Origin of the sequence: Salinibacterium sp. CAN_S4 (genome assembly GCF_015752305.1) — a bacterium.
In the GTDB taxonomy this organism is placed as follows: Bacteria; Actinomycetota; Actinomycetes; order Actinomycetales; family Microbacteriaceae; genus Rhodoglobus.
In genome coordinates this window covers 1-23,292 of sequence record NZ_JADOVB010000004.1, presented here as the reverse complement: position 1 = coordinate 23,292, position 23,292 = coordinate 1, and the positions used below count along the sequence as shown (strand labels likewise).

Here is a 23,292-nt window from a genome sequence, read left to right as displayed (position 1 = left end):
GCATGGCTTCCCGCATCAGCGAACTCGTCCTCGATTGTCGTGACCCCGAACTGCTGGCCACCTTTTGGTGCGAAGTTCTGGATTTCGTGGTGCTCGATCGAGACGGCGACGGATCCCTCGAGATCGGGCCGCGCGACGGCTTCGGCGGTGCCCAGCCCACGATCATCCTGAGCCCCAGCAACGAGCCGCGGATGTCGAAGTCCCGCCTGCACATCGACGTCAACGCGACCGACCGTGACCAGGATGCGGAACTCGAGCGCCTGCTTGCTCTTGGTGCGCGCGTGGCAGACATCGGCCAGACGGGAGAGGAGTCGCGGCACGTGCTCGCCGACCCGGAAGGCAACGAGTTCGGCCTGCTGAAGACGCGCCTCAACCCGCTGTGAGTTCTCGCTTCGAGACTTTTGCGCGGCGGCCCTCCGAGCCTCGGCATGGCTGATTCAGCTAAGTCCTCTTGATTTCAGCAGGCAACGGTCCCGTAGCGCTCTTCGTCCCGACTAGCCGACAAACCTGTTGCTCTTTCCTAGGTTGCATGGCTCGCAAAGAGTCTGAAGGTTCTCTGGAACAGTTCGCCCGTCGCGGCTAACGGGAATGATGTGGTCCACGTGCAAAGTCGCCCCGTTGGACGCGGATGCTCCGCACATGCGACAACGGTAACTGTCTCCGCGAAGGATTGTCATCCGCAAGTGGTCCGTCATGAGACTGCGCTCTCGCCGGCGCAGAGCTTGTGTTGTTGACTGGCGTGCTCGGGTCGCTTGCGGAAGTTGGAGGCCGTGTGTCAGCTGATCGAAGTCCCATGAGAGGCTCCGAGAATACGAGTTCTGCCCCTTCGGGCTCGTGTATTTGACGACGGAGCTTACGCGCGCCATCGGCACAGGGTATTTGAGCTTTCGCCGGCGGAATTGCTTCATCTCGATAGAGGTGAACCGCGCCTCCTTGACGCTGGGATGACCGCTATTCCCTAAAAAACGATCTCCTAGGGACTCGAAGTCGCGGTCATAAATGCTGAAACAGATGGTCGCTGCAACTCGAAGTTCAACCTCCTGAACAAACCACTCTTCATTGTCCAAGACGTTAGAAGCCATCACAGCAGGGAGATCTTGGCGATCGAATCTCTGTTTCGAGGTTGCCCTCATGGTGAACGACTGAGAGATCGGAGGTCGTTGATCAAGAGACGCGCGAGCGCTCGCATTGAGATCCTCGAGTCGGCGCAATGCTTCGCTCGCCTCGGAGATCCGCTTCCGCTCTCGCACGATGAGGAGAAGCCAGATCAGGGCCAGTGAGGCCACAGCTGCGGCAGCAATCAAAAAGACGGACGTCTCAGGGGACATAATCCGTTCTCCGATCGGACGGCGGGCCGCTTTTCCGTCTTATCCTCACGTTATAGGGCGAAGGGTTTCGGTGTTCCCCCCAGAGATGGGGTGGCTTGCGGTCAGAATCGCAAGTCGACGAATGGCTCGACGCCCCGCTAGATATGTCTCACCCGGTGGGCTCGCGGAGGATCGAACCCGGGACCCGCGGATCTAAGGACGGAACCGGGGAGTTTTTTGGGGTGTTGCCGGTGCCCAACTTCCCTCCATTCACAGGCATTTTGAGTGACGTGGGTCACGTTGCGATGATCACAATTTGATTCAGTTGTCGGCAAAATCTGGGCACGGGAGGCATGTCCGACCACGGCCTAGGATTGGCCCGTGCACATGCCCACGCGAATCCTGGCGAAGTCAGCGCCGGTGCAGCTGGGCGCAGACGGCGCTCAGCTGTCGTTCGTCCGTCCTGACCCGGCGAAGCCTGGGCAGACAGGCGATCGGCGCCTGCGGCTCGACGGAGTGGACGCGTTCGACCTGAGCTTCTGGTGCGGCACGTGCCCATTACTCTTCGAGCGGATGGGTGGGGCGAACGAAACCCTCTCGAATGACGAGATGCAGTCCCTGCTGAATCGTGGTCTCACCTCGATCGATCGAAAGGTCATCAAGGCCGCCTCGAAGATTCTGCCGAAGGGCCGCTATCTGCCCATGCTCCTTTCGGTTGACCCGACTCTAGTGATGCCTTTTTCTAAAGGCGACTACTTCGCGAACGAGCAGGTCGCTCATCGCGGAGTCGAACCATTCTGGGGAATGCCGCACAACGTTCGTACGCCCTACTACCGGGGCGACACCTGGCAGGTGGAACACGAGAGCCTGTTCGAGTTCATCGTTCCGATTGTGCCTCCATCATGGAACGAGTCCTCGCGAGTTGACGACTATGAAGCGCGCTTTAGGGGCGGCGAAACCCCGACCGTCCTGGCGCTCTCGGTTGTCGATCGCACCCAGCCTTCGGACGGCTTCGATGCGCATTCGGGTCTCATGCATTTTGTTCTCGACGGCCATCACAAGCTCGAGGCGGCAGCTCGCGTCGGTTCGACCGTGACGCTCTTGTCGCTCGTCGCAGTCGACGACAGTCTCGTCGGCACGGATGATCTAGAGCGACTACTCGGGATGATCGCGACGGAGGAGCGTTAAGAGCTCATCCTCTGGACTTACTTGTCCAGGTCGGCGACCGTCGCTTCGGCGTCCTTGACGAGCAGGTACATCGCACGCTTGCTAGCGGGCGGCACGAGCGTGAAGCCGAACTTCTCGTAGAAGCGTTCCGCATCGCTGTCTAGGGCGTCGACGATGAAGGCCCGTGCTCCCAGAATGCGTGAAGCTTCGATCCCTTTGAGCAATGCGTCCTGGAGGAGCGATGCGCCAAGGCCTCTACCCTTGAACGCCTGGTCGACTGCGAGGCGGCCGATCAGGATCACACGAACCGGGTCGGGCATGTTCCTCGTCACCTTGCTCGGAGCATCCTCTTGACGCAGCGAGCTGGCGGACAAGCAATAGTAGCCGGCGATCGTGTCAGTCTCGCTGTCGATGGACACGAACGTCCGTGATGCCCCCGTGGCTTGGTTCTTTATCGCACGTAAATTGAGCCAGTTATTGAGGCTCTGTTCACCACAGTCGAACTTCGAGACGTCGTCGGACGCACCTAGCGGTCTGGGGCTGCGAAGGCTCAATCCTCGAACACCGAGGGTCGCTTCAGGAGGTCAGCCAATCCGCTGACCGGCTTGGCGGGTCGGTCAAGGATCTCGTTGAAGGCATCCCAAGACTTCTTGGACATGCGTAGGTCGCGTTCAACGCGGATGATCTGCTCGGCTTCTTTCACGAGAAGCGGTATGGAGAAGTCAGTTACAGACCGCCCTGAGAGAGCCGCAGCCTGCTCGATCTCCGTCTTTTGCTCGCGAGTGAGGCGCAGTTCAATACGGTCGGATTTGGTGAGAGCCATGTTTCTTACTGTACGGCAATTATCCGTACAACGGATAGTCGTGTAGCGACTTGGCAGATTGCGCAAACCGCTCGGTTGGTCCCTCACCCGTCGCGAGGGACCAAACGAGGGGTTCGCTGGGGTGGTCGTTCGGGTGGTCACCCAAAGCGACAGCAGACCCGCTCGATGATTCGGACTGCTCAGCGGGGCCCACGACTGGTTCTTTTGCGTGCGGGCCCACATCGGCGACGCGATCATAGTTGATGGCTAGAAGGAGTTGGGGCAGGGTGACCGCGTCACCATCATGGGCCCGCCGGGGCTCGACTCCCCTACTGAGCCCCCGGCTCATTGCGCGGTATTGGGGGAGGGGGATGTGCAGCGACGGCGCAATGATCCGGACTGCTCAGCGAGGGCCCACGACGGGTTCTTCTGCGTGCGGGCCCACAAACGCGACACGGTCAGGTGCGCGAGGGGACGAGTTGAGGGGATGGTGACCGCGTCACCTTTGTGGGCCCGCCGGGGCTCGAACCCGGGACCCGCGGATTAAAAGTCCGATGCTCTACCAACTGAGCTACAGGCCCTACCCGTCAAGCGTACCGTGGAGTTATGGCCGACGATTTCCACAAGCCCACCCAGTACTCCGGCGATAAGTTCGACACCTTCGAAGGCGGAGAAGACCCGGCGCAGATCATGCGGGTGGCCCACGACACCGCGAATGCGCTGCTGAGCCGCGCCAGGGCCACCGACGACACGGAGGTCATCGAACGGCTCGTGGCCTACACCGACGCGAACGGCATCGACGCGCTCGCCGAACTCTGGGCACGCTCCAGCCCGCGCAGCCTGCCCGGCGCCCTGTGGCGCATCTACCTCATCCGGGTGCTCATTCGGCAGGATGCCACGGGCACCAGTTTCCTGTTCCAGCGAGGCCTCGACATGCTTCCGACCATTGACGCTCTCGTCGCCGGAGCGCCGATGCCCACGGGTCCCGACGAGATCACGGCCCTCGCCGACCAGATCCTGCGCGGTCTCTTCCGCGGGGACTTCGCGATAGCCCTCGACCGAGCCGCATCGTTCAGCCGCATCCTCGCCGCGGGCTGTACCAGCGCTGCGGATGACGCGGACCCGACGAACCCGGAGCGGGCCACCGAGCTGACCACCCGGGCCGACCGTCTCGCGCTGACGGCCGACGAGTTCGCGGCGTGTGCGCGGCTGTATCGCGCGGGCAATCTTGAATAGGGAACCTGAAGCAGGGCATCCACAACTGGACGCGGCATTCAGCGAACGTTGCTAAAATATTCGAGCCGGGCCGCGGTAACCCCGGGCTCCACTAATAGCCGCTTCGAGCGGCCTTGCGCCGAGAGGCGTTCTGCGGTCCGGCACCACTCCCGGTAGGCGACTCACCCCGCCTCACCCCGGTCGAGACCAAACTCCTCCCGCTACGGCCACGAATACCCTGTGATCCGATGCAGCAGGGGAGGTTAAGTGTCATGCTGGAGACCATGTCTCAGGAGAATGACGTTTCGGCCGGTCCCAACGCTGGGCGCGCCGCTGCTGCGAGCCAGCAGGATCTCCTCGAGCGCGTAGCAAACGGTGACCAGTTGGCGTTCAGCGAACTGTACGACCAGATCTCGCCCCGAGTCTTCGGGCTCATCAAGCGACTTCTGCGTGACCACTCCCAATCGGAAGAAGTGACGCAGGAAGTCTTTTTAGAGATCTGGCAAACCGCAACACGCTTCGATCCGAATAAGGGTGCAGCAGCAACGTGGATTCTCACGATGGCCCACCGCCGAGCGGTAGACCGGGTGAGATCCTCACAGTCGTCACGCGACCGCGACACCCGCATCGGAATCCGTGATTACAGCCCCGAATACGACAATGTCGCAGAAACAATCGAGGTCCGCATCGAACACGAAAGGGTGGAGAAGGCAATGTCACGACTTACCGAACTACAGCGCCAGGCTGTCTCCCTTGCGTACTACGGCGGATTCAGCCACAGCGAGGTGGCAGCACAACTGAGCGTGCCGATCGGCACGGTCAAAACACGACTGCGCGACGGCATGATCCGCCTGCGTGATGAGTTGGGGGTGACATCGTGACTCCCCGAAAGCACGACGTCGAAAGCCTGTCGGGGGCATACGCCCTTCATGCACTGAGCGACGACGAGACGAAGCTTTTCGAAGCCCACCTCGCCGAGTCTGAAGAGACCCGCAACGAGGTCACCGAGTTGACGGATACCGCCGTGCTGCTCGGCATGGCCATCGACCCGGTCGCGCCTCCCGCATCCCTCAAGCAGGGCATCATGGCGCAACTCGCTTCCACGCCCCAGCTGCCACGTGAGGAGCCCGTAGAGGCTCCCATCCACATCAGCAGCTTCACCGGTAAGGCTGCAGCAAAAGCGCAGGCTCGCTGGTTTTCGAAGCCGCTGACGGCACTCGCAAGTGTTGCTGCCGCGGTCATCCTGATCATCGGTGGTGGCGTCGTCGTCAACACCGTCAACGACAACTCGTTCCAGCAGGCACAGGCGAACCAGCTCGCCGCCATCGGATCGGCCAGCGACACCCAGCGTGTCGACACCGAAATCGACGGCGGAGGCTCGGCCACCCTGATGTGGTCGGAAGAGCTCGGCACCTCGGCGTTCATCGCCGAAGGCCTGCAGGCGCTCGAGTCCGGCAAGGTCTATGAGCTGTGGTACATCAACGACGAGGGTCCGCGTGCCGCCGGCACGTTCAGCATCGACGACGACGGCAAGGCCTGGCGCGTGCTCGATGGTGAACTGCAGAGCGGCGATGTCATCGGCGTCACCATCGAACCACGGGGCGGCTCGGAGTCACCGACCACGGCCCCGGTCATCAGCATCCAAAGCGCCTGACCTGCACCAGCGCCTGACCTGCACCAGCGCCTGACCAGCACGTCAGCCTGACCTGCAGCCCAGTCGCACAAAGGCCCCCGAGTGATCGGGGGCCTTATGCGTGCGTCAGACGGTCGGGATCAACCGAACTTGCCTGATACGTAGTCTTCGGTGGCCTGCACGCTGGGCTTCGAGAACATCGTGACGGTGTCGTCGTACTCGATGAGCTTGCCCGGTTTGCCGGTGCCGGCGATGTTGAAGAAGGCCGTGCGGTCCGAGACGCGCGAGGCCTGCTGCATGTTGTGGGTTACGATCACGATCGTGAACTCCTGCTTGAGCTCCTCGATGAGGTCCTCGATAGCGAGCGTCGAGATCGGGTCGAGTGCCGAACACGGCTCGTCCATGAGGATCACCTCGGGCTCGACGGCGATCGCGCGGGCGATGCACAATCGCTGCTGCTGCCCACCGGAGAGACCGGAGCCGGGAAGTGCCAGGCGATCCTTGACCTCGTTCCAGAGGTTGGCGCCCTGCAGCGACTTCTCGACGAGGTCGTCTCCGTCACTCTTCGACATGCGGGTGTTGTTGAGCTTCACGCCGGCCAGCACATTGTCACGGATCGACATGGTGGGGAACGGGTTCGGGCGCTGGAACACCATGCCGACCTGGCGACGCACCAGCACGGGGTCGACACCGGGGCCGTAGAGGTTGTTGCCGTCGATCAGCACCTCACCCTCGACATAGGCGCCGGGGATGACCTCATGCATACGGTTGAGCGTGCGCAGGAACGTCGACTTGCCACAACCGGAGGGTCCGATGAAGGCCGTCACGGTGCGGGGTTCGATTTTCAGGGTGACATCCTCCACGGCCTTGAACTTGCCGTAGAAGACGTTGAGGTCGTTGACTTCAATGCGCTTTGACACAGGTTTCCTTTTCTTGCGCGCCGCTTAGCGGCCGAGCTTGGGGGAGAAGATGCGGGCGATCAATCGGGCGATCAGGTTCAGCGCCATCACGATGAGAATGAGGGTCAGCGCGCCCGCCCAGGCGCGGTCGAGGTAGACCTGCACGTCGGTGCCGGGCTGCGCGTACTGGTTGTAGACGAAGACGGGCAGGGTCATCATCCGGTCAGAGAAGATGTCGTAGTTCATGCTCGTTGCGAAGCCCGAGATGATCAGCAGCGGTGCGGTCTCACCGATTACGCGCGCGATGGCCAGCGTGACTCCGGTGGTGATGCCTGCGATCGATGTGGGGATAACGATCTTCAGGATGGTGAGCCATTTCGGCACACCGAGCGCGTAAGAAGCTTCACGCAGCTCGTTGGGAACGAGCTTGAGCATCTCTTCGCTGGACCGCACAACGACCGGGACCATCAGGAGGGATAGTGCGACAGCCCCACCGAAGCCGAATCTGATTCCGGCGTCGCCAGTGATCAGTGCGAAAAACGCAAACGCGAACAGGCCTGCGACGATGGAGGGAATGCCCGTCATCACGTCCACGAAGAACGTGATTGCGCGCGCCAGCGCGCCTCGACCGTACTCCACCAGGTAGATGGCAGTGAGTAGGCCCACGGGAACAGAGATCAGCGCCGCGGTACCCGTGATGAGCAGTGTGCCGGTAATCGCATGAAGCGCTCCACCGCCCTCGCCGACGACGTTCCGCATCGAGCTGCTGAAGAAGAGCGGATCGAAGCGGACGAGGCCGCTCGCCACCACTGTGTAGATGAGCGAGATGAGCGGGAGCAGCGCGATGATGAACGCCGTAGAGACGAGTGACGTGACCAGGCGGTTGCGCGCCTGTCGTGCACCCTCGACCAGGTAGGCGATCACGAAGATCACGATGTTGAACAGGATTGTGCCGACGAAGATCGCGAGCACGATGTTGAATTCGGCTGATGTCGCAGCGGCGAGTAGCGCGAAGAAGGCTGACGACACGGCCCAGCTCGCCCCGAGCATAAGCCATGGGGCCCAGCGCGGAAGGCGCCCGGTCGTGAGTGAGTTGACGATCCCCGTAGAAGCAGTCGTGGTCATCAGTTCGCTCCAGAGAATGCCTTGCGGCGGTTGACGACAAATCGGGCTAGTGAGTTGATCACCAGGGTAATCACGAACAACACAAGGCCTGTGGCGATGAGCGCGTTGACTCCGAGTCCGTAGGCTTCGGGGAAGTTGAGGGCGATGTTTCCGGCGATCGTATTCGAGTTTGCCGATCCGGTCAGCACGAAGCTGATCAGGACCGCCGGTGACAGCACCATCGCAACAACCATGGTTTCGCCGAGTGCGCGACCGAGGCCGAGCATCGCTGCCGAGATGATGCCGGGTCGACCGAAGGGGAGCACCGCCATCTGGATCATCTCCCAGCGTGTGGCTCCCAGGGCGAGCGCTGCTTCCTCGTGCAGCACGGGAGTCTGCAGGAATACCTCGCGCGAGATCGCGGTGATGATGGGGAGGATCATCACCGCTAGCACGATAGCGACCGTGAGGATGGTGCGGCCGGTTCCTGAAACGGGGCCGGTGAAGAAGGGCAGCCAGCCGAAGTTGTCCACGAGCCACGTGTACAGCGGCTGTACCGCCGGTGCAAGGACTTTGATGCCCCAGAGCCCGAACACGACAGACGGTACCGCGGCGAGCAGGTCGATGATGTAGCCGAGCCCCTGCGCCACTTTGCGCGGTGCGTAATGGGAGATGAAAAGTGCGATGCCGAGTGACACCGGCAGGGCCATCAGCAGGGCGAGGAATGCCGCCCAGACCGTGCCGAAGGCGAGAGGGGCAACGTAATCCCAGAAGCTTGCCGGAGCACCCGGTAGATCGGCAGGATCAGCCAGCAGCGCAGGGAGGCTCTGCGCGAGAAGGAAAACGGCGACCGCGGTGAGAGCGGCGAGAATGATGCTGCCAGCGACGATGGTGCTGCCGGCGAAGATGCGATCTGCAGGCCTTGTCTTGGGCTTGCGTACCGCAGGTGTGGTGGTCATCGCAGTCGTCCTGGGCCCGTCTGTCTCGTATTTGCTGAACTTGTCTGGAGCCATTGTGGCGGTCGAGGGAGCCGATGTCACTAACGCTGGCCGAGTCCCTCAAGCCTGTCGGGCTACGACCGCCGCGCGATGCGCGGGGCCGCAGCCCGACAGGGTGGGGATGTGTTACTTGATGACGTCGATCGCGGCGGTGACGCGCTCGAAGAGAGCGTCGGAGATCGGAGCCGAACCGGCACCCTCCTGCGCAGCGGCCTGGCCCTCAGCGCTGGCCATATAGGTGAAGTAGGACTTCACGAGCTGCCCCTGTGCCTCGTCGAGGTAGGTCTCGCAACCGACCAGGTAGGCGACGAGCACGACCGGGTACGAGGCGGTGTCAGGTGTGCGGTCGAGTTCGAGCGAGAGGTCGAAGTCGGGACGACCATCGATGAACGGCGATGCGTCGACGACAGCAGCTGCGGCTTCCGGCGAGAACGGCACGTATTCGTCGCCGACCAGAACCGACACGGTTCCGAGGTCACCGGCGCGCGATGCGTCCGCGTACCCGATGGTGCCGGTGCCGTTGGTGACCGCGTCAACGACGCCGGAGGTGCCCTGTGCGGCCTCGCCACCCTCGAACGGCCATACGCCATCAGCCTCAGCCGTCCAGATCTCCGGAGCGGCCTGGTTCAGGTAGTCGGTGAAGTTCTCGGTGGTACCCGAGTCGTCCGAACGGTGAACCGCGGTGATGGGGAGAGCGGGAAGCTCGACGCCGTCGTTCTGCGCGGCGATCTCCGGGGCATCCCATGACGTGATCGCGCCGGAGAAGATTCCAGCGAGCGAGGCTGCGTCAAGGTCGAGGGTCTCGATGCCCTCGAGGTTGAAGATGACGGCGATAGGCGAGATGTAGAGCGGGAGCTGCACAACGCCGCTATCGGGAGCGCACGATGCGAAGCCGCCTGCGGCGACCTCTTCGTCGTTGAACGCGCGGTCGGTACCAGCGAAGTCGCTGCCGCCGCCGAGGAAGGTCTCGCGGCCTGCTCCTGAACCGCTGGGGTCGTACGTGATCGTGAGGTCGGGGTTAGCGCTCTGGAATTCGGCGATCCAGGTCTCCTGGGCTGCGCCTACTGCTGATGAGCCTGCGCCGACAAGGGTGCCGGACAGCGTCTCAGCCGACGCCTCGTCGGTGGGGGTGCCACCCTCGTTTGCTGCGCACGACGAGAGGAGGATCGTTCCTGCGATGGCGACCGCGCCGATGGAGGCGAGGCGCTTGTACCGGGAAAGTACAGAGTTCAAAGTTGTGTCCCTTTCAGGAGGTTTCGCTGGGATTACAGGGTGTGGGCCGGTGCGACCCAAGGAAAGAACTTATGCACGGCGATTGACCGAGATCGACACCTGAGGTGAACGGAAGGTTAACGCTCGTCAAACAACCGGCGTTCAGGCTGGGGTGTGGGTCTCGACCGCGACGATCCCGGCGGCCTTATTGGCGCGGGAGAGGTGCAGCACAGTGAAGTCGCCGGTGTCGAGGGATGACGCGGACTGCAGTGCGTTATCCATCGACGTTCCCGACTGGTGGGCCACCTCGGCGATGAGCCTCGGAAGCACCGGTCCGTGGCTGCACAGCACGGTGGTCACGCGCTTCTTCAGTCGCCGAGAGGTCACAGAGGGCACGTCTGAGGTGCCGTTCTCTAGCGCATCCTGGCTGATCCGGTCACTCGGCTTGACCTCGATGCCGGTGAGGGCGGCCAGCGGTGCCACTGTCGCGAGGCATCGGGCAGCGGTGCTGCTCATGATCTTCTCCGGTCCGAACGCGGCTATCCCTTTGGCGATACCCGCGGCCTGGTCGCTGCCACGGTGCATGAGCGGCCGCGTGGCATCCGGGCCATCCCAGGTCGACGGAGGAACGGCCTTGCCGTGGCGGACGGCGATGATCGCGAACGTGCGCACACAGTCGGCGTCGAGCAGCTTCTCGAAACGGTCGAGCACATCGAGGTCGTGCGGGTACGTCAGTTTCTTGCGGGCCTTTGCCACGGGCAGCCACTCGACGGCGGCGATCTCGTCGTTGGGCTGGAACCTGGCGAGCTCGAGGGCGTGGTCATCCACTTCGGCAGCCCAGTAGTACACGACCTTGTCGCGACCGCCCGGCAGCGTGTAGTCGACGGTTCCCAGCGGCGGCCCCAGAACGATGCCCAGGCCCGTCTCTTCCCGGATCTCACGCACGGCAGTTTCCGGCAGGGTCTCCCCGGGGTCGAGCTTGCCCTTGGGCAGCGAGTAGTCGGAGTGCGTCGCCCGGTAGACGACCAGCACTTTCGCTTTGCCGTCGACGATGCGCCAGCACACGGCGCCTGCCGCGAGCACGGGCGGTGCTGACACGCTCAACGGCTGCTGCTGCGCTTGCGCTGGGAGACCTGCTTCATGAGCACATTCTGCAGGTCCTGGAGTCGGCTGCCGTCTTCCGCGAGGTGGTGGCGTGTCCATGACCCGTCGGATTCCAGCCACCACGACGAGGTCTCATCAGACAGCGCGAGATCGAACTGCTGGTCGAGTTCGGCGAGGTGGGCCGGGCTCGTGAGTCGCACGAGCGCCTCCACCCTGCGGTCGAGGTTGCGGTGCATCATGTCCGAGCTGCCGATGTAGACCTGAGGGTCACCGTTGTTGTGGAACGAGAAGATGCGCGCGTGCTCCAGGTATCGCCCGAGCACGGAACGCACAGTGATGTTCTCGCTCAGGCCTTCGACGCCCGGCCGGATCGAGCAGATGCCGCGCACCACGAGTTCGACCGGCACGCCGGCGTTGCTGGCGCGGTAGAGCGCGTCGATGATGGCCTCATCCACGATCGAATTGAGTTTGATCCGGATGCCCGACGGCAGCCCGGCCTTCGCATTCTCGGTCTCGATCCTGATGAGCTTGAGCAGCCCTTTGCGGAGGTGGAGCGGGGCCACGAGCAGCCTCTTGAACTTCTTCTCGATGGCGTAACCGGAGAGTTCGTTGAACAGCCGCGTGAGGTCTTTGCCGACGGTGCCGCTCGCGGTGAGCAGCCCGAGATCCTCATAGATGCGGCTCGTTTTGGGGTTGTAGTTGCCCGTGCCGATGTGGCTGTAGCTGCGCAGCACCCCGTGCTCCTGGCGCACCACGAGCGCGAGCTTGCAGTGGGTCTTCAGCCCGACGAGGCCGTAGACGACGTGCACGCCGGCCTTCTCGAGCTTGCGCGCCCAGTTGATGTTCGCGGTCTCGTCGAACCTGGCCTTGATCTCGACGAGCGCGAGCACGGCCTTGCCGGCCTCGGCGGCGGCGATGAGGGCTTCGACGATGGGGCTGTCGCCGCTCGTGCGGTAGAGCGTCTGCTTGATGGCGAGAACGTTCGGGTCGGCCGCGGCCTGCTCGAGGAATGCCTGCACGCTCGTGGAGAACGATTCGTAGGGGTGGTGCAGCAGGATGTCCTGCTTGGCGATCGACGCGAAGATGTTGGGTGTCGCATTCGGTTCGCTCGGCAGCAGTGCGACGGCGGTCGTGGGCACGTGGCGTGGGTACTTGAGCTTCGGTTCGTCGATCTTGGTGAGCTGGAAGAGGCCGCCGAGGTCGAGAGGAGCCGGCAGGCGGTAGACCTCCTGCTCGGTGATGTCGAGCTCGCTCATGAGGAGGCCGAGGGTCACCTCATCCATGTCGTCGGTGATCTCGAGCCTGATCGGCGGGCCGAATCGACGGTTCAGGATCTGCTTCTCGAGGGCTTTGAGGAGGTTATCGGACTCGTCCTCGTCGACCTCGAGGTCTTCGTTGCGGGTGACCCGGAACTCGTGGTGCTCGAGGATCTCCATGCCGGGGAACAGGTCGCCGAGGTGGTTGGAGATGAGGTCTTCGAGCGGAATGAACCTGAGCAGCCCACTCTTGTCATCCGGAAGCTGCACGAACCGCGGCAGGTTCTGCGGCACCTTCAGGCGCGCGAACTCCTCCTTGCCGTTCTTGGGGCTGCGAACCCGGATGGACAGGTTGAGCGACAGCCCGGAGATATAGGGGAACGGATGCGCGGGGTCGACGGCCAGCGGCATCAGCACGGGGAAGATCTGGGTGGAGAAAATCTCGTCGATGCGGACGCGGTCGGCGTCGTCGAGGTCGGCCCAGGTCTCGATGTGGATGTCTGCGGCGTCGAGGTCGGGCTTGACGAGGGTGCGGAACGCCTGCGCGTGACGCTCCTGCAGCTCGTGGGCTTTCGCGCTGACGAGATCCAGCACCTCGACCGGCGCACGTCCCACGTTGGTAGGCACAGCGAGACCGGTCAGGATGCGTCGCTTGAGACCTGCGACGCGCACCATGAAGAACTCGTCGAGGTTGCTCGCGAAGATGGCGAGGAAGTTCGCGCGTTCCAGCAGGGGGAGCGCCGGGTCTTCGGCCAGTTCCAGTACACGCTGGTTGAACGCGAGCCAGCTCAGCTCGCGGTCGAGGAAGCGGTCGGGCTCGAGAGTCCCGTCGTCGACACTCGATGACTCGTCGAGGTCGTATTCGTCGAGCGAGTCTGTCGCGTCTGCGGCATCGGTGAGGCTGTGGGAACTGTCCATCTGCCCATACTGTCACTCACTCGTGAACGTCGGATTAACTGGGCGCCGCGCCGGGCGGGCTCGCGCTGGGCTCGCGCTGGGCTCGCGCCTGCTGCCCGCTGCCTGCTGCCTGCCGCCCGCCGCTGTCGGCGCTGGCCCCGGCTCGGTGCTCGCCTTCACGTGATGTCAGTTCAGACTGACATCAGTCGCAACTGACACCCTGAAAATACCGACACTGCGCCGGGGACGTTGTGGCCGGCGAGTTCAGGCCTGCGGTACCCAGCGGTACTGGATGTCGACCGACCGGTTCGTGAACCCGAAACCCCGATACAGCTTCAGTGCTGGTGCGTTGTCGCCCTCGACATAGAGGTGCGCCATGCGAATGCCGCGGCCGGCCAGTCGCGCGAGCCCGGCCTCCACGAGCCGCCGTCCGAGCCGCTCGCCCTGCCGGTCCGGGTCGACACCGACCACGTAGAACTCGCCTTCGCCACCGTCGACCTTGAGCCAGCAGAATCCGATCATCGAAGGGCCGTCGCGCAACACGAGGAAGTCGTCGGCGTCGAACCACGACTCCGCCATGGTGGTGTCGAGGTCGGCGCGCGTCACCCTGCCCTGCTCAGGATGCCCGGCAAAGGCTCGCGCGTTCAGCCCCAGCCACGCCTGAGCCTCCTCCGGCAGCCGGATCGGCGCGATGGCGGCGCCGTCAGCCCGCGAGTGTTCCGTTTCGGCGACCCGAGTCGCTGTTTCGGCGACAGATCCGGAACACTCGGCCGGGACGACGGCCTCGAGGTGCAGCAACTCCCGCACCGGCTCGAGCGCGTGACTCGCGGCGAGGGCCCGCGCGCCGGGGTGGTCGCCGTGCGACCAGAACAGCAGTTGCCCCGGGGCCGCGGTCGTGAGGTGCTCGAGCATGCGCGTTCCGAGGCCTCGGCGGCGGGCATCCGGATCCACGACGAACTCGACTGACTCGGCCGTGACGATCGCGGCGGCGCCATCGAGCCATTGCAGGTTCGCTGTGCCCTGCGCGAGTTCGACGAGAGCGCCGTCCGAGAACGGAGGCGATCCGTCGGCAGCACGCGCGCGCCCGACGAGCGACTGCAGGCTACTGCGCGTTGGCGAGAGCGGGTCGCTCATTATCGTCGTCATAGACATTGAAGCGATATCCGACGTTCCGCACGGTGCCGATGAGCGACTCCAGGTCGCCGAGCTTGGCGCGGAGCCGTCGCACGTGCACGTCGACCGTGCGGGTTCCACCGAAGTAGTCGTAGCCCCAGACCTCGCTGAGCAACTGTTCGCGCGTGAACACCCGCGACGGGTGGGTGGCGAGAAAGCGCAGCAGCTCGAATTCTTTGAACGTGAGGTCGAGCGGGCGACCGTGCACTTTCGCCGAGTATGAGGCCTCGTCGATGACGACTCCCGAGGCCTGGATCTTCGACGAGCCGGCGTTCTGTGCCTGGCGACCGAGCGCGAGCCTGATGCGAGCGTCGGCCTCGGCCGGGCCTGCGGAGACGAGGATCACGTCGTCCACACCCCAGTCTGCCGAGACCGCCGTCAGCCCACCCTCGGTGAGGATGAGGATCAGTGGCACGGTCACACCCGTGGTGGTGAGGATCTTGCACAGCGACTTCGCGCTGGCCAGATCCTGTCGGGCATCCACGAAAATAAGGTCGCAACTGGGCGCGGAGATCAGCGACGCCGGGGACGCCGGAATCTGCCTCGTGCTATGGCTCAACAGCCCCAATGCGGGAAGGACTTCAGCGTCGACCGCAGAGGTCAAAATCAACAGCTGCGCCAACGTGCCTCCAAAGTGGTGGGGATAGTCTATCGGGCCATCGAATACCATGGCAGATATGAGGTGGCAGGCAGCAAGCGTGATCCCGGTGTGGCTCATCGCGCTCGTGGGAGCCGTCGTAATCGGCGTGGTCTCGCCCCGTGACGAATACTTCACCTGGCTCGGAGTCGTCGCGGCCGCTGCGGTGATCGCCACCTTCGCCCTGCAGCTGGCGACGAGGCGTCCCGAGGGGTTCGTCGTGCGCGCGATGGCGAGCATCGGCGTGAGCGTCGTCATCCTCGCTGTGGCGACCGGTGCGACCCTGCTCTTTGGATAGGATAAGAGGATGCTGCTCGCACTCGAACTCTTCTTCGTCGGCCTCCTCGTGCTGGCGACGCTGTCGATCGGATTCGTCTCCGTCGTCGTGCTGTACAACCTCTTCCGCGGCCAGCGCTGAGCTGGTTCAGCCAGAGCGGAAAGGTGAGGCACAGTGATTGAACTGGATGCCACCAACCCGGCGGAACTCGCACCCATCTCGTGGCTCATCGGGCTGTGGGAAGGTACTGGCATTGTCGACTACAAGGTGGGCGACGAGACACGCTCCCTCGAGTTCGGCCAGCGGCTGAGCTTCACGCACGACGGCCTGCCGCACCTCAACTACAACTCGTACACGTGGCTGCTCGATGAGGATCGCACCCCCCACGTCACCGAGACGGGCTACTGGAAGCTGACCAGGCCGGCGCTCGAGGGCGACCCGGGTCCGGGGCTGCTGCCCGGGATCGGACCTCGACCGTTCACGACGGCGCGCGCGGTCGAGACCCTGCGCCGCTCAGACGGCAGCTTCGAGATCGAGGTCTCGATCGTGCATCCGGGAGGCGTCAACGAGTTCTACCTCGGTCGCGCCAACGGTCCGCGCATCGACCTCTCCACCGATGCCGTCATGCGCACCGCCAGCGCCAAGGAATACGCGGCGGCGACCAGGCTCTACGGACTCGTCGACAACCACCTGCTCTGGGCGTGGGATATCGCCGCCCTCGGTCAGGACCTTCGCACCCATGCTTCGGGAAGGCTCGCTCGTGTCGAGTAGTTTCAGCGCAAGGCCGGGAGCCGTCGGCGACCCACCGCAGCATTACGGCAACCCGCTCGGCGAGCAGAAGGCGCTCGCGAACGGCGAGGCGATCGTCGACCTCTCCGACCGTGCCGCCATCACGATCACGGGACCGGATCGGCTGACGTGGCTCGACTCGCTCACGTCGCAGTCCGTTGCGAAGCTCGCCCCGGGGGAGTCGGCCGAGACGCTGCTGCTCGACCCGTCCGGTCGACTCGAGCAGGCCATCCGGCTGGTGGATGACGGCGAGACAGCCTGGCTGCTCGTCGACGCCACCGAAGGCCCGACCCTCGCCGCCTGGCTCGACCGCATGCGCTTCATGCTGCGCGTCGAGGTCGCCGACCGCACGGCAGACTTCGCGACGATCGGCACCCTCGGTTCGCCCGACCTGCCCGCTGTCGTCACCTGGCACGATCCGTGGCTGGATGGCCCCGGCCACACCTATGCAGCGTCGAGGCCGGATGCGCCCTGGACGTACAGCGAGGTGCTCGTCACCCGCGACGCCGACCTCAGCGCGTTCCCGGCGGCAGGATCCCTCGCGCTCGAGGCCCTGCGCATCGCCGCCTGGCGTCCGCGGCTCGTGACGGAGGGCGACGAGAAGTCGATCCCGCACGAGCTCGACTGGCTGCGTTCGGCCGTTCACCTGTCGAAGGGCTGCTACCGCGGCCAGGAGACCGTCGCAAAGGTGCACAACCTCGGGCATCCGCCGCGCCGGCTCGTGATGCTGCACCTCGACGGCTCGGATGGCGTGCACGCTGCTGCCGGTTCGCCGGTGCTCGTCGGCGATGCCGAAGTCGGTCGCGTCACCTCGGCAGCGCTGCACTTCGAGCTCGGGCCCATTGCCCTCGCCATCGTGAAGCGCAACGTCGACCCCGCTGCGGAGCTCGTGGTCAGGGTGGACGAGATACGGATCGCCGCCGCCCAGGAAGTGATCGTGCCGACGGATGCCGGTGCCTCCGCGAACGTTCCCCGCCTTCCGCGACTCGGTGCCGTGCGGCGTTGATTCGCACGACATGACCGATTCCGCTCCGCTTCGTCGCCTCGCCCGGCGGGTGCACGTACGGGTCACTGTGCGGTCCGCCGTGCGGCGCGCCACGGAATCGCTGCCCGCGGTCATCCAGATCGTCGCGGCGGCCGTGGCCTCGTACTCGATCTCGCACTTCCTGCTGGGGCATCCGACACCGTTCATCGCTGTAGCCGTGACGATCACCTCGCTCGGCCTCACCAGGGATGCCCGGCCCCGTCGTGTGTTCGACAACGCCCTCGGGGTCGCGATCGGCATCACGCTGAGCGAGCTCATGGTGCTCGTCGTGGGCAAGGGTGTCTGGCAGATCGCTCTCGTGCTGTTCGTGGTGCTGCTGGTCTCTCGGGCATTTTCCCCGAATCCGGCGTTCGCGGTCGCTGCCGCCGTGCAGTCCGGGATCGTCGTGATCGTGCCCGACCCGAGCGGCCTGGCGTTTACCCGCAGTCTCGACGCGATAGTCGCTGGCGTTGTCGCGCTGCTCGCGACCGCGCTCATCCCTCGCAACCCCAACCGCGATGCGTCGCGCGGCCGCCGTCGCCTGTTCGCGACGGTCGATGAGGGCGTCGGCAACGTGGTGGACTGTCTCCGGGACGCGGATGAGGCCGCCGGCGAACTCGGGCTCAACCGGCTGCGGCGCACCCAGCCGCTGATCGACGCGTGGACGACCGACCTCGAGAGCGCGATCGCGGTGGCGAAAATCTCACCGTTCCTGCGCGCGCGGCTGCCCGAGCTGCACCGCGACGTACGCTTTCTGGCCGCGGCTGATCTTGCCGCGCGCCACCTGCGCACCGTCGCCCGTCGAGCCGAGTTCCTCGTGCGCGACGGAGTGAAGCGGCCGGCGCTCGCCGAGATCGTGGCGCGGCTAGCCACCGGACTCCGGCTCATCGGCGAGGAGGCCGACGACCCTCAACTCGCGGGTGCCGCTCGATCATTGCTGACGGATGCCGCCCGCCAGCTCGATCCGGCCGTGATCGTCCCCGACGCCCACCTCACAGACCAGGCCATCGTGCTGATGCTGCGCCCGCTGGTCGTCGACCTGCTCGTGGGCACCGGAATGCCGATCGAGGAGGCACGGGACCTGCTGCCCGAGGTGTAGCGGGACTACATTCCCTCCGAGTGTTCCGCTTTTGTGAGGTGATCCCGTTCCGAGGCCGCAGAACCGGAACACTCGAGGGTGGATGGGGGTCGAGGTGTAGATGGGCTCACCACTCGAAGCCGAGCGGCGCCACCGCATCCCAGTCCACGGTCAGCTCGCCGAGTCGCCACCGTGCTTTCGTGCCCAGGATCGGCCAGCTCTGCTTCATGGATGCCGCCACCGCGGCCCAGCGCTGCGACGGCCCGTACACGCCGAGCGGTGCGTGCACCTGCCACCAGCGGTCCAGGTCGGCGAGGTAGTCGTGCACGGATTCGCCGGGAATGTTCCGGTGGATGAGCACCTTCGGCAGACGTTCAGCGACGATCGACGGCCGGTCGAGTTCGGCGAGGCGCAGGCTCACGGTGAGGCTGCGGGGGCCGGCGGTGGTGACATCCACCCAGCTGGCGACCCTGCCGACCTCGTTGCAGGTGCCCTCGACGAGCACCCCGCCGGGCTGCAGGCGGTCGACCATGCGGTGCCAGTTCGCGAGCACCTCCGATTCGTCGTATTGCCGCAGCACGTTCAGCGCCCGGATGATCGTGGGCCTGTCGCCCGGAACTTCGAAGCCGCCCAGCCTGAAGCTCACCCCGGGCCGCGCGCTCCTGCTGGCTTCGGCCACGCGAGCCTGCGAGATCTCGATGCCGACGACCTGCACGTCGGGTCGTACGCGTGCCAGCCGCTGGTGCAGCTCGAGGGACGTGGTGGCGGATGCCCCGTAGCCGAGGTCGACGACCAGCGGCACGCTCGCGAGCCGCAGTGGCGCGAGTTGCGCGATCCACCGGTCGACGCGGCGCAGCCTGTTGGTGCCGGTCGTTCCGCGCGTGACCTGACCGATGGGCATGGGTTCATTCTCCCGCACCCCCGCCCCGGAGTGCCCGAGTCGGGCTGTTCTCGAGTCGCGCCGTGTGTGCGGGCTGGGGGCATACCGTGCCGATGTTCATAACTCCTGCAGGTCGCGTGCGCGCCGGTAGCTCGTCCGCGGAATTCCGCAGATCGGGGCGTCCCAGTCCGGCCTGCTGCAGGAGTTATGAACATCGGCCTCACGCAACCCGCGGTGTCTGCCGGGTCACGCCAGCCGCCGTCGCTACGCTGGTACCCATGACGCACACCCTCATCCTTCTCCGCCATGGCAACTCAGACTGGAACCAGAAGAACCTGTTCACCGGCTGGGTCGATGTGCGACTCAGCGATCAGGGCGTTGCCGAGGCGACCAGGGCGGGAGAGCTGCTGGCCGAATCCGGTCTCAAGCCCGACGTGCTCTACACGAGCCTGCTGACCCGCGCGATTCAGACCGCCAACCTCGCACTGGATGCCGCCGATCGCGCCTGGCTGCCGGTGAAGCGCACGTGGCGCCTGAACGAGCGCCACTACGGCGCGCTGCAGGGGCTGGACAAGGCCGAGACGCTCGAGAAGTTCGGCCCCGAGAAGTTCATGGAGTGGCGCCGCAGCTTCGACGTGCCGCCGCCCGTGCTCGACGACGATGCCGAGTACAGCCAGGTGCACGACGAGCGTTACGTCGGCATCGATGGCGAGATCCCTCGCACCGAGAGCCTCAAGCTCGTCATCGACCGGATGCTGCCCTACTGGCAGTCCGACATCGTGCCGGACCTCGCGGCAGGCAAGACCGTACTGGTCACCGCCCACGGCAACTCACTGCGCGCGCTGGTGAAGCACCTCGACGGCATCTCGGATGACGCGATCGCCGAGCTCAACATCCCCACGGGCATCCCGCTTGTGTACGAACTCGACGACGACTTCATGCCGACCGGCCCCGCGAAATACCTCGACCCCGAGGCTGCGGCGGCAGGCGCGGCGGCTGTCGCAGCGCAGGGCGCCAAGAAGTGACCTCAGGCCGTTTCACGGTCAGTGCGCTGCTCGAACCGGCGAGCGATTTCTCGCATAACCGGTGGCCGCTGCATCTGACTGTGGTCGGCAATTTCGTGCTCGAAGGCTGCACGTACGACGTGAGCGAATTCCTCGTGGATGTCACGGCCTCCCATCCGCCGCTGACTCTTCTCTGCGGTCAGGATGCCTGGCTCGCGGGGGACAGCCTCGTCACCAGGATCGAGCCGAACGTGGCCCTGACCGAGCTGCACCGCGAGTTGTGCCACGGCCTGCTGCTGCTCGGGGCCAGGTTCGAGGCATCCGTTCAGATCATGCAGCACTTCGCCCCGCACGTGGCGGTGCAGAAGACCGCGCGACTGCGCGAGGGTGACGTGCTGAAGGTCGGCCAGCTTGCGCTGATCGATCGGGCTGCTGGCTGGGATCCCACAAGCCACGAGATCATCGCCCGGGGCGAGCTGCAGGATCTGGCCGCGCTGCGCTAGTTCGCGTTTCGCGAGGGCTACTATTCGCTCATGGTGACCTTGGGGATCGATTCTGCCGCTGGTGGTGCCGGCATCGTCATTGCGATTGTTGTCGCTGTCGTCCTGCTTGTCATCATCGTGATGTTTGCTCGTCGCGGAACTAAAGCTGCGTCCCTGTCTCGCGCCAGAAAGAGAGACAGCGGCGACGGCGGTGCCCCGTTTATCACCGGTGACATCGGTGGTTCGTCGCATCACCACGGTCCGTCTCACCACCAGGGCGACCACGGTGGTTGGGGTGGCGACAGCGGCGGAGGCGACGGCGGAGGCGGTGGGGGCGGCGGGGACTGAGCCCGTGGTGCCGCTTTACTTGCCCGTGATCACGTTCAGGTAGATCCACAGCCCGAAGAGGCCCGCCGCAGGAACCGCGACCCCGCTGAACAGCCTGTCCAGGTACGACTGGCGCTTACGCGAGGCAGGTCGGCGCGACGCAGCAGATCGCGCGCGGTTTCGGGTGGCGTTGGGGCGGGCACGGCCATAACCGACGCGGTCCCGAGCGGAGGGGGCGGGCATCCGCGGCACAGAAACCTTCGAGGGTGCAACGAAGGCGCGCGCGAGATGCGGGCCGACTTCCTCTTCGAGGGCTTCGAATTCACGGGTGATGTGGTGACCGGCCGTGGACTCCGCCGGCGATCGGTGCCACGTTGCCGGACGCACTGCGGCGGCGACGATGCGGGCAACCTGCTCGTCGCTGAACTGCGGACGGTCCATGAACACACGAAACAGTTCAGCGTCGGCCAGTACCCGGATGGCGGGATCATGCTCGCCACCGCCTGCGGGGCCTTTGTGGGTGATCGGTCCAGGATCGACGAATACGATCAGTGCGGTCACGGGGACTGTGAGTCCGGATGCCTCAGACAGCAGGTCGGCAGCGCGACGAGCCTCCGCGGCAGAGTTTCGCACGTAGAACTGTTTGTGTCCGTCGACGAACAGCCCATATCCGTTTACCCAGACCTTCTTGCCCGGGCTGTACTTGGTGTTGATGGTGAAGACGCCCGCGCGGCCGATGACGACCTGGTCGATGTCGCTTGAGCCCTTGCCGACGGGAACCGAGTGGAGCACCGTGTGCGATGTGCCGAGAGAATCGAGGATTGTTCCCACGCGGCGCTCTCCGATGACCCCGCGGTACCAACTGACGGCCTTGTCGTCGACGACGACCCCGTTGGTCGCGGCATCCAACCGGATCGTACCGATGTCCCACTGATGGAGGAGCATGTCGATGAGGGAATGGCCTGGCACTCGTTGTCGAAGATCACTCACGACTCGAGTCTGTGGGAGCGAGGCGAGGGGCAACAGCCCGTGTTCGGGGGTGGGTCTTCGTGCCGGTGTATCCGGCGATCCCCGACTCTGCTCTACTCCGTGCCGGGCTCCTCGCGCTGCCCCTCTTCAGCTGAGCGCACCGAGCGCACCTGATCTTCGAGGTACGCCTGGGCTGGATCCAGACCAGTGCTCGGCGCGGGGGCATCGCTGCTGACTTCGACATCCGGACCCTGCGCCTCGATGATGCCTGTGTCGTCGAACTCTTTATCTGTGTCAGACATTTCGGTCTCCTTTGTGTGAATTCCAGTTCATACCCTTCAGCCGACAATTTTCCAGTCCTTGCGGTTGCTGCACGGAGAGGCAAGTGGTGAAGGCAGAGTTGCGGCCGCTCGCCGATCGCCCGACGTGGTGTGGTGTGTGCAACAGGAAACAGGTCAGCAGAAGGGTGGGCCCGCTGAGGGGCCATGGCTCGGCTTGCGAGGCTAGTGACGCTTTGGGTCCCTCCCGGGGACGAAGCAGCCACAGGCCTGCCATGGCTGCATCCCGTGTTGTGCGCCAACATCCGCCAGCCGAGCAAGACTCGGCGGACGCCGGAGTTTCGCGACTATGAGCGGTCGCCTGCAGGCGACACGCCCGGGATGTGGGTTGGTTTGCCGGGCAGCCGGAGAAGCACGTAAAGTCATCTCTTGTCACCCCAAAGGTGCGGAAAATCAAGTCAGCTTAGCTGCTGGATTTCCGGCCTCAAGTGGGGGCCACCATCCTCCGAAACCCTAGGGTTTCGGTCGAGTCAGATAGCGATCCTGCTCTTGCAGGTTTCGACTTCAGATCTTAGGATGGGAACCCGCTTCATACGCGTGTTAGCCAGTTGTTCTCGCACTGTTCAGGTGCACATCAGCTGACTTGACAGTAGCGCTGTAGCTGGTAAGTTAGACAGGTTGCCTTTCGCTCTGCGGGGGTGGCTGATGAAGGTGTTGCTCTGGGTGAAGCCGTGTTGCGGTGGAGGTCAGGAGCGTCCGATCCTTGAGAACTCAACAGCG

Annotated in this window: 26 protein-coding genes and 1 tRNA gene; 12 read left to right on the top strand and 15 right to left on the bottom strand. The window is 64.6% G+C overall.

What is annotated here, in order from left to right:
* Window positions 1-2: 2 nt before the first annotated feature.
* On the top strand, window positions 3-383 hold the full coding sequence (locus IWX81_RS10790) for a VOC family protein (protein ID WP_199281335.1): 381 nt from the start codon (window positions 3-5) through the stop codon (window positions 381-383).
* A gap of 111 nt (window positions 384-494) precedes the next feature.
* On the opposite strand, the gene IWX81_RS15080 is transcribed toward IWX81_RS10790, so the two are convergent.
* Window positions 495-641: an HNH endonuclease gene (locus tag IWX81_RS15080; protein WP_442977751.1), complete on the bottom strand. Its 147-nt coding sequence runs from the start codon at window positions 639-641 to the stop codon at window positions 495-497.
* A 1,182-nt stretch (window positions 642-1,823) separates the two neighbouring features.
* Here IWX81_RS15080 and IWX81_RS10780 point away from each other — a divergent pair.
* Window positions 1,824-2,495, top strand: a complete 672-nt coding sequence (locus IWX81_RS10780) for a hypothetical protein (RefSeq protein ID WP_199281333.1) — start codon at window positions 1,824-1,826, stop codon at window positions 2,493-2,495.
* 17 nt (window positions 2,496-2,512) lie between these two features.
* On the opposite strand, the gene IWX81_RS10775 is transcribed toward IWX81_RS10780, so the two are convergent.
* From IWX81_RS10775 to IWX81_RS10765, 3 genes are all read right to left on the bottom strand, one after another.
* Window positions 2,513-3,028, bottom strand: coding sequence for a GNAT family N-acetyltransferase (locus IWX81_RS10775; protein ID WP_199281332.1), 516 nt, complete (start codon window positions 3,026-3,028; stop codon window positions 2,513-2,515).
* Window positions 3,025-3,297 (bottom strand): type II toxin-antitoxin system TacA family antitoxin, encoded by a 273-nt coding sequence (locus tag IWX81_RS10770; RefSeq protein WP_199281331.1) that lies wholly within the window; start codon window positions 3,295-3,297, stop codon window positions 3,025-3,027. Before IWX81_RS10770 ends, IWX81_RS10775 begins: the two co-directional genes overlap by 4 nt.
* A 487-nt stretch (window positions 3,298-3,784) precedes the next feature.
* Window positions 3,785-3,857 (bottom strand) — tRNA-Lys (locus IWX81_RS10765).
* Window positions 3,858-3,882: 25 nt separating this feature from the next.
* Between IWX81_RS10765 and IWX81_RS10760 the strand changes: the two genes are divergently transcribed.
* From IWX81_RS10760 to IWX81_RS10750, 3 genes are all read left to right on the top strand, one after another.
* On the top strand, window positions 3,883-4,512 hold the full coding sequence (locus IWX81_RS10760; RefSeq protein WP_199281330.1) for a DNA-directed RNA polymerase subunit beta: 630 nt from the start codon (window positions 3,883-3,885) through the stop codon (window positions 4,510-4,512).
* Window positions 4,513-4,775: 263 nt separating this feature from the next.
* On the top strand, window positions 4,776-5,372 hold the full coding sequence (locus tag IWX81_RS10755; RefSeq protein WP_334593907.1) for a sigma-70 family RNA polymerase sigma factor: 597 nt from the start codon (window positions 4,776-4,778) through the stop codon (window positions 5,370-5,372).
* Window positions 5,369-6,145 (top strand): anti-sigma factor, encoded by a 777-nt coding sequence (locus IWX81_RS10750; RefSeq protein WP_199281328.1) that lies wholly within the window; start codon window positions 5,369-5,371, stop codon window positions 6,143-6,145. The genes IWX81_RS10755 and IWX81_RS10750 overlap by 4 nt, the downstream gene beginning before the upstream one ends.
* 119 nt (window positions 6,146-6,264) lie before the next feature.
* Here IWX81_RS10750 and pstB read toward each other — a convergent pair whose 3' ends face one another.
* From pstB to IWX81_RS10710, 8 genes are all read right to left on the bottom strand, one after another.
* Window positions 6,265-7,044, bottom strand: coding sequence for a phosphate ABC transporter ATP-binding protein PstB (gene pstB / locus IWX81_RS10745; RefSeq protein ID WP_199281327.1), 780 nt, complete (start codon window positions 7,042-7,044; stop codon window positions 6,265-6,267).
* 24 nt (window positions 7,045-7,068) lie between these two features.
* Entirely contained in the window at window positions 7,069-8,148 is a 1,080-nt protein-coding gene (gene pstA, locus IWX81_RS10740) for a phosphate ABC transporter permease PstA (protein WP_199281326.1), read from the bottom strand.
* On the bottom strand, window positions 8,148-9,086 hold the full coding sequence (gene pstC, locus IWX81_RS10735) for a phosphate ABC transporter permease subunit PstC (RefSeq protein WP_199281325.1): 939 nt from the start codon (window positions 9,084-9,086) through the stop codon (window positions 8,148-8,150). The genes pstA and pstC overlap by 1 nt, the downstream gene beginning before the upstream one ends.
* Before the next feature lie 165 nt (window positions 9,087-9,251).
* Window positions 9,252-10,358 carry a phosphate ABC transporter substrate-binding protein PstS gene (locus IWX81_RS10730; RefSeq protein WP_199281324.1) on the bottom strand — a complete coding sequence of 369 codons (1,107 nt, stop codon included), beginning with the start codon at window positions 10,356-10,358 and terminating at the stop codon, window positions 9,252-9,254.
* 141 nt (window positions 10,359-10,499) lie between these two features.
* Window positions 10,500-11,435: an NUDIX hydrolase gene (locus tag IWX81_RS10725; protein WP_334593904.1), complete on the bottom strand. Its 936-nt coding sequence runs from the start codon at window positions 11,433-11,435 to the stop codon at window positions 10,500-10,502.
* Between the two features lie 2 nt (window positions 11,436-11,437).
* Window positions 11,438-13,615, bottom strand: a complete 2,178-nt coding sequence (locus IWX81_RS10720) for an RNA degradosome polyphosphate kinase (protein ID WP_199281322.1) — start codon at window positions 13,613-13,615, stop codon at window positions 11,438-11,440.
* Between the two features lie 243 nt (window positions 13,616-13,858).
* Window positions 13,859-14,728 carry a mycothiol synthase gene (mshD, locus tag IWX81_RS10715; RefSeq protein ID WP_199281321.1) on the bottom strand — a complete coding sequence of 290 codons (870 nt, stop codon included), beginning with the start codon at window positions 14,726-14,728 and terminating at the stop codon, window positions 13,859-13,861.
* Complete coding sequence (locus IWX81_RS10710) at window positions 14,697-15,389, bottom strand: response regulator transcription factor (RefSeq protein ID WP_199281320.1); 693 nt, start codon at window positions 15,387-15,389, stop codon at window positions 14,697-14,699. Before IWX81_RS10710 ends, mshD begins: the two co-directional genes overlap by 32 nt.
* Before the next feature lie 55 nt (window positions 15,390-15,444).
* Here IWX81_RS10710 and IWX81_RS10705 point away from each other — a divergent pair, with 55 nt between their 5' ends.
* The 4 genes from IWX81_RS10705 to IWX81_RS10690 all read left to right on the top strand — a co-directional run bounded on the left by IWX81_RS10705 (window position 15,445) and on the right by IWX81_RS10690 (window position 18,593).
* Window positions 15,445-15,702: a hypothetical protein gene (locus IWX81_RS10705; RefSeq protein WP_199281319.1), complete on the top strand. Its 258-nt coding sequence runs from the start codon at window positions 15,445-15,447 to the stop codon at window positions 15,700-15,702.
* A gap of 153 nt (window positions 15,703-15,855) precedes the next feature.
* A complete protein-coding gene (locus IWX81_RS10700; protein ID WP_199281318.1) occupies window positions 15,856-16,452 on the top strand; it encodes an FABP family protein in 597 nt (198 codons plus the stop codon).
* Window positions 16,421-17,476 carry a CAF17-like 4Fe-4S cluster assembly/insertion protein YgfZ gene (ygfZ, locus tag IWX81_RS10695; protein WP_199281317.1) on the top strand — a complete coding sequence of 352 codons (1,056 nt, stop codon included), beginning with the start codon at window positions 16,421-16,423 and terminating at the stop codon, window positions 17,474-17,476. Before IWX81_RS10700 ends, ygfZ begins: the two co-directional genes overlap by 32 nt.
* 10 nt (window positions 17,477-17,486) lie before the next feature.
* Window positions 17,487-18,593, top strand: coding sequence for an FUSC family protein (locus IWX81_RS10690; protein ID WP_199281316.1), 1,107 nt, complete (start codon window positions 17,487-17,489; stop codon window positions 18,591-18,593).
* A gap of 106 nt (window positions 18,594-18,699) precedes the next feature.
* Here IWX81_RS10690 and IWX81_RS10685 read toward each other — a convergent pair whose 3' ends face one another.
* The gene (locus IWX81_RS10685; protein ID WP_199281315.1) at window positions 18,700-19,473 is read right to left on the bottom strand and encodes a class I SAM-dependent methyltransferase; all 774 of its coding nucleotides are present in this window, start codon (window positions 19,471-19,473) and stop codon (window positions 18,700-18,702) included.
* A gap of 257 nt (window positions 19,474-19,730) precedes the next feature.
* Here IWX81_RS10685 and IWX81_RS10680 point away from each other — a divergent pair, with 257 nt between their 5' ends.
* The 3 genes from IWX81_RS10680 to IWX81_RS10670 are packed head-to-tail and all read left to right on the top strand — an operon-like array spanning window position 19,731 to window position 21,286.
* The gene (locus tag IWX81_RS10680) at window positions 19,731-20,477 is read left to right on the top strand and encodes a phosphoglyceromutase (RefSeq protein WP_199281314.1); all 747 of its coding nucleotides are present in this window, start codon (window positions 19,731-19,733) and stop codon (window positions 20,475-20,477) included.
* Window positions 20,474-20,959, top strand: coding sequence for a 2'-5' RNA ligase family protein (locus IWX81_RS10675; RefSeq protein WP_199281313.1), 486 nt, complete (start codon window positions 20,474-20,476; stop codon window positions 20,957-20,959). The genes IWX81_RS10680 and IWX81_RS10675 overlap by 4 nt, the downstream gene beginning before the upstream one ends.
* A 30-nt stretch (window positions 20,960-20,989) precedes the next feature.
* Window positions 20,990-21,286, top strand: a complete 297-nt coding sequence (locus IWX81_RS10670) for a hypothetical protein (RefSeq protein WP_199281312.1) — start codon at window positions 20,990-20,992, stop codon at window positions 21,284-21,286.
* Window positions 21,287-21,301: 15 nt separating this feature from the next.
* Here IWX81_RS10670 and IWX81_RS10665 read toward each other — a convergent pair whose 3' ends face one another.
* Both IWX81_RS10665 and IWX81_RS10660 read right to left on the bottom strand, forming a co-directional pair.
* Complete coding sequence (locus IWX81_RS10665; RefSeq protein WP_199281311.1) at window positions 21,302-22,255, bottom strand: nuclease-related domain-containing protein; 954 nt, start codon at window positions 22,253-22,255, stop codon at window positions 21,302-21,304.
* Window positions 22,256-22,347: 92 nt separating this feature from the next.
* Window positions 22,348-22,536, bottom strand: coding sequence for a hypothetical protein (locus tag IWX81_RS10660; RefSeq protein WP_199281310.1), 189 nt, complete (start codon window positions 22,534-22,536; stop codon window positions 22,348-22,350).
* Window positions 22,537-23,292: the final 756 nt, after the last annotated feature.

Coding starts and splice junctions, on each gene's coding strand:
- pstA (WP_199281326.1), bottom strand. CDS start 8,148: ATGACCACGACTGCTTCTACGGGGATCGTCAACTCACTCACGACCGGG.
- IWX81_RS10680 (WP_199281314.1), top strand. CDS start 19,731: ATGACGCACACCCTCATCCTTCTCCGCCATGGCAACTCAGACTGGAAC.
- IWX81_RS10720 (WP_199281322.1), bottom strand. CDS start 13,615: ATGGACAGTTCCCACAGCCTCACCGATGCCGCAGACGCGACAGACTCG.
- pstC (WP_199281325.1), bottom strand. CDS start 9,086: ATGACCACCACACCTGCGGTACGCAAGCCCAAGACAAGGCCTGCAGAT.
- IWX81_RS10790 (WP_199281335.1), top strand. CDS start 3: ATGGCTTCCCGCATCAGCGAACTCGTCCTCGATTGTCGTGACCCCGAA.
- IWX81_RS10685 (WP_199281315.1), bottom strand. CDS start 19,473: ATGCCCATCGGTCAGGTCACGCGCGGAACGACCGGCACCAACAGGCTG.
- IWX81_RS10770 (WP_199281331.1), bottom strand. CDS start 3,297: ATGGCTCTCACCAAATCCGACCGTATTGAACTGCGCCTCACTCGCGAG.
- IWX81_RS10705 (WP_199281319.1), top strand. CDS start 15,445: ATGAGGTGGCAGGCAGCAAGCGTGATCCCGGTGTGGCTCATCGCGCTC.
- IWX81_RS10760 (WP_199281330.1), top strand. CDS start 3,883: ATGGCCGACGATTTCCACAAGCCCACCCAGTACTCCGGCGATAAGTTC.
- ygfZ (WP_199281317.1), top strand. CDS start 16,421: ATGCTTCGGGAAGGCTCGCTCGTGTCGAGTAGTTTCAGCGCAAGGCCG.
- IWX81_RS15080 (WP_442977751.1), bottom strand. CDS start 641: ATGTGCGGAGCATCCGCGTCCAACGGGGCGACTTTGCACGTGGACCAC.
- IWX81_RS10670 (WP_199281312.1), top strand. CDS start 20,990: ATGGTGACCTTGGGGATCGATTCTGCCGCTGGTGGTGCCGGCATCGTC.
- IWX81_RS10755 (WP_334593907.1), top strand. CDS start 4,776: ATGTCTCAGGAGAATGACGTTTCGGCCGGTCCCAACGCTGGGCGCGCC.
- IWX81_RS10660 (WP_199281310.1), bottom strand. CDS start 22,536: ATGTCTGACACAGATAAAGAGTTCGACGACACAGGCATCATCGAGGCG.
- mshD (WP_199281321.1), bottom strand. CDS start 14,728: ATGAGCGACCCGCTCTCGCCAACGCGCAGTAGCCTGCAGTCGCTCGTC.
- IWX81_RS10690 (WP_199281316.1), top strand. CDS start 17,487: ATGACCGATTCCGCTCCGCTTCGTCGCCTCGCCCGGCGGGTGCACGTA.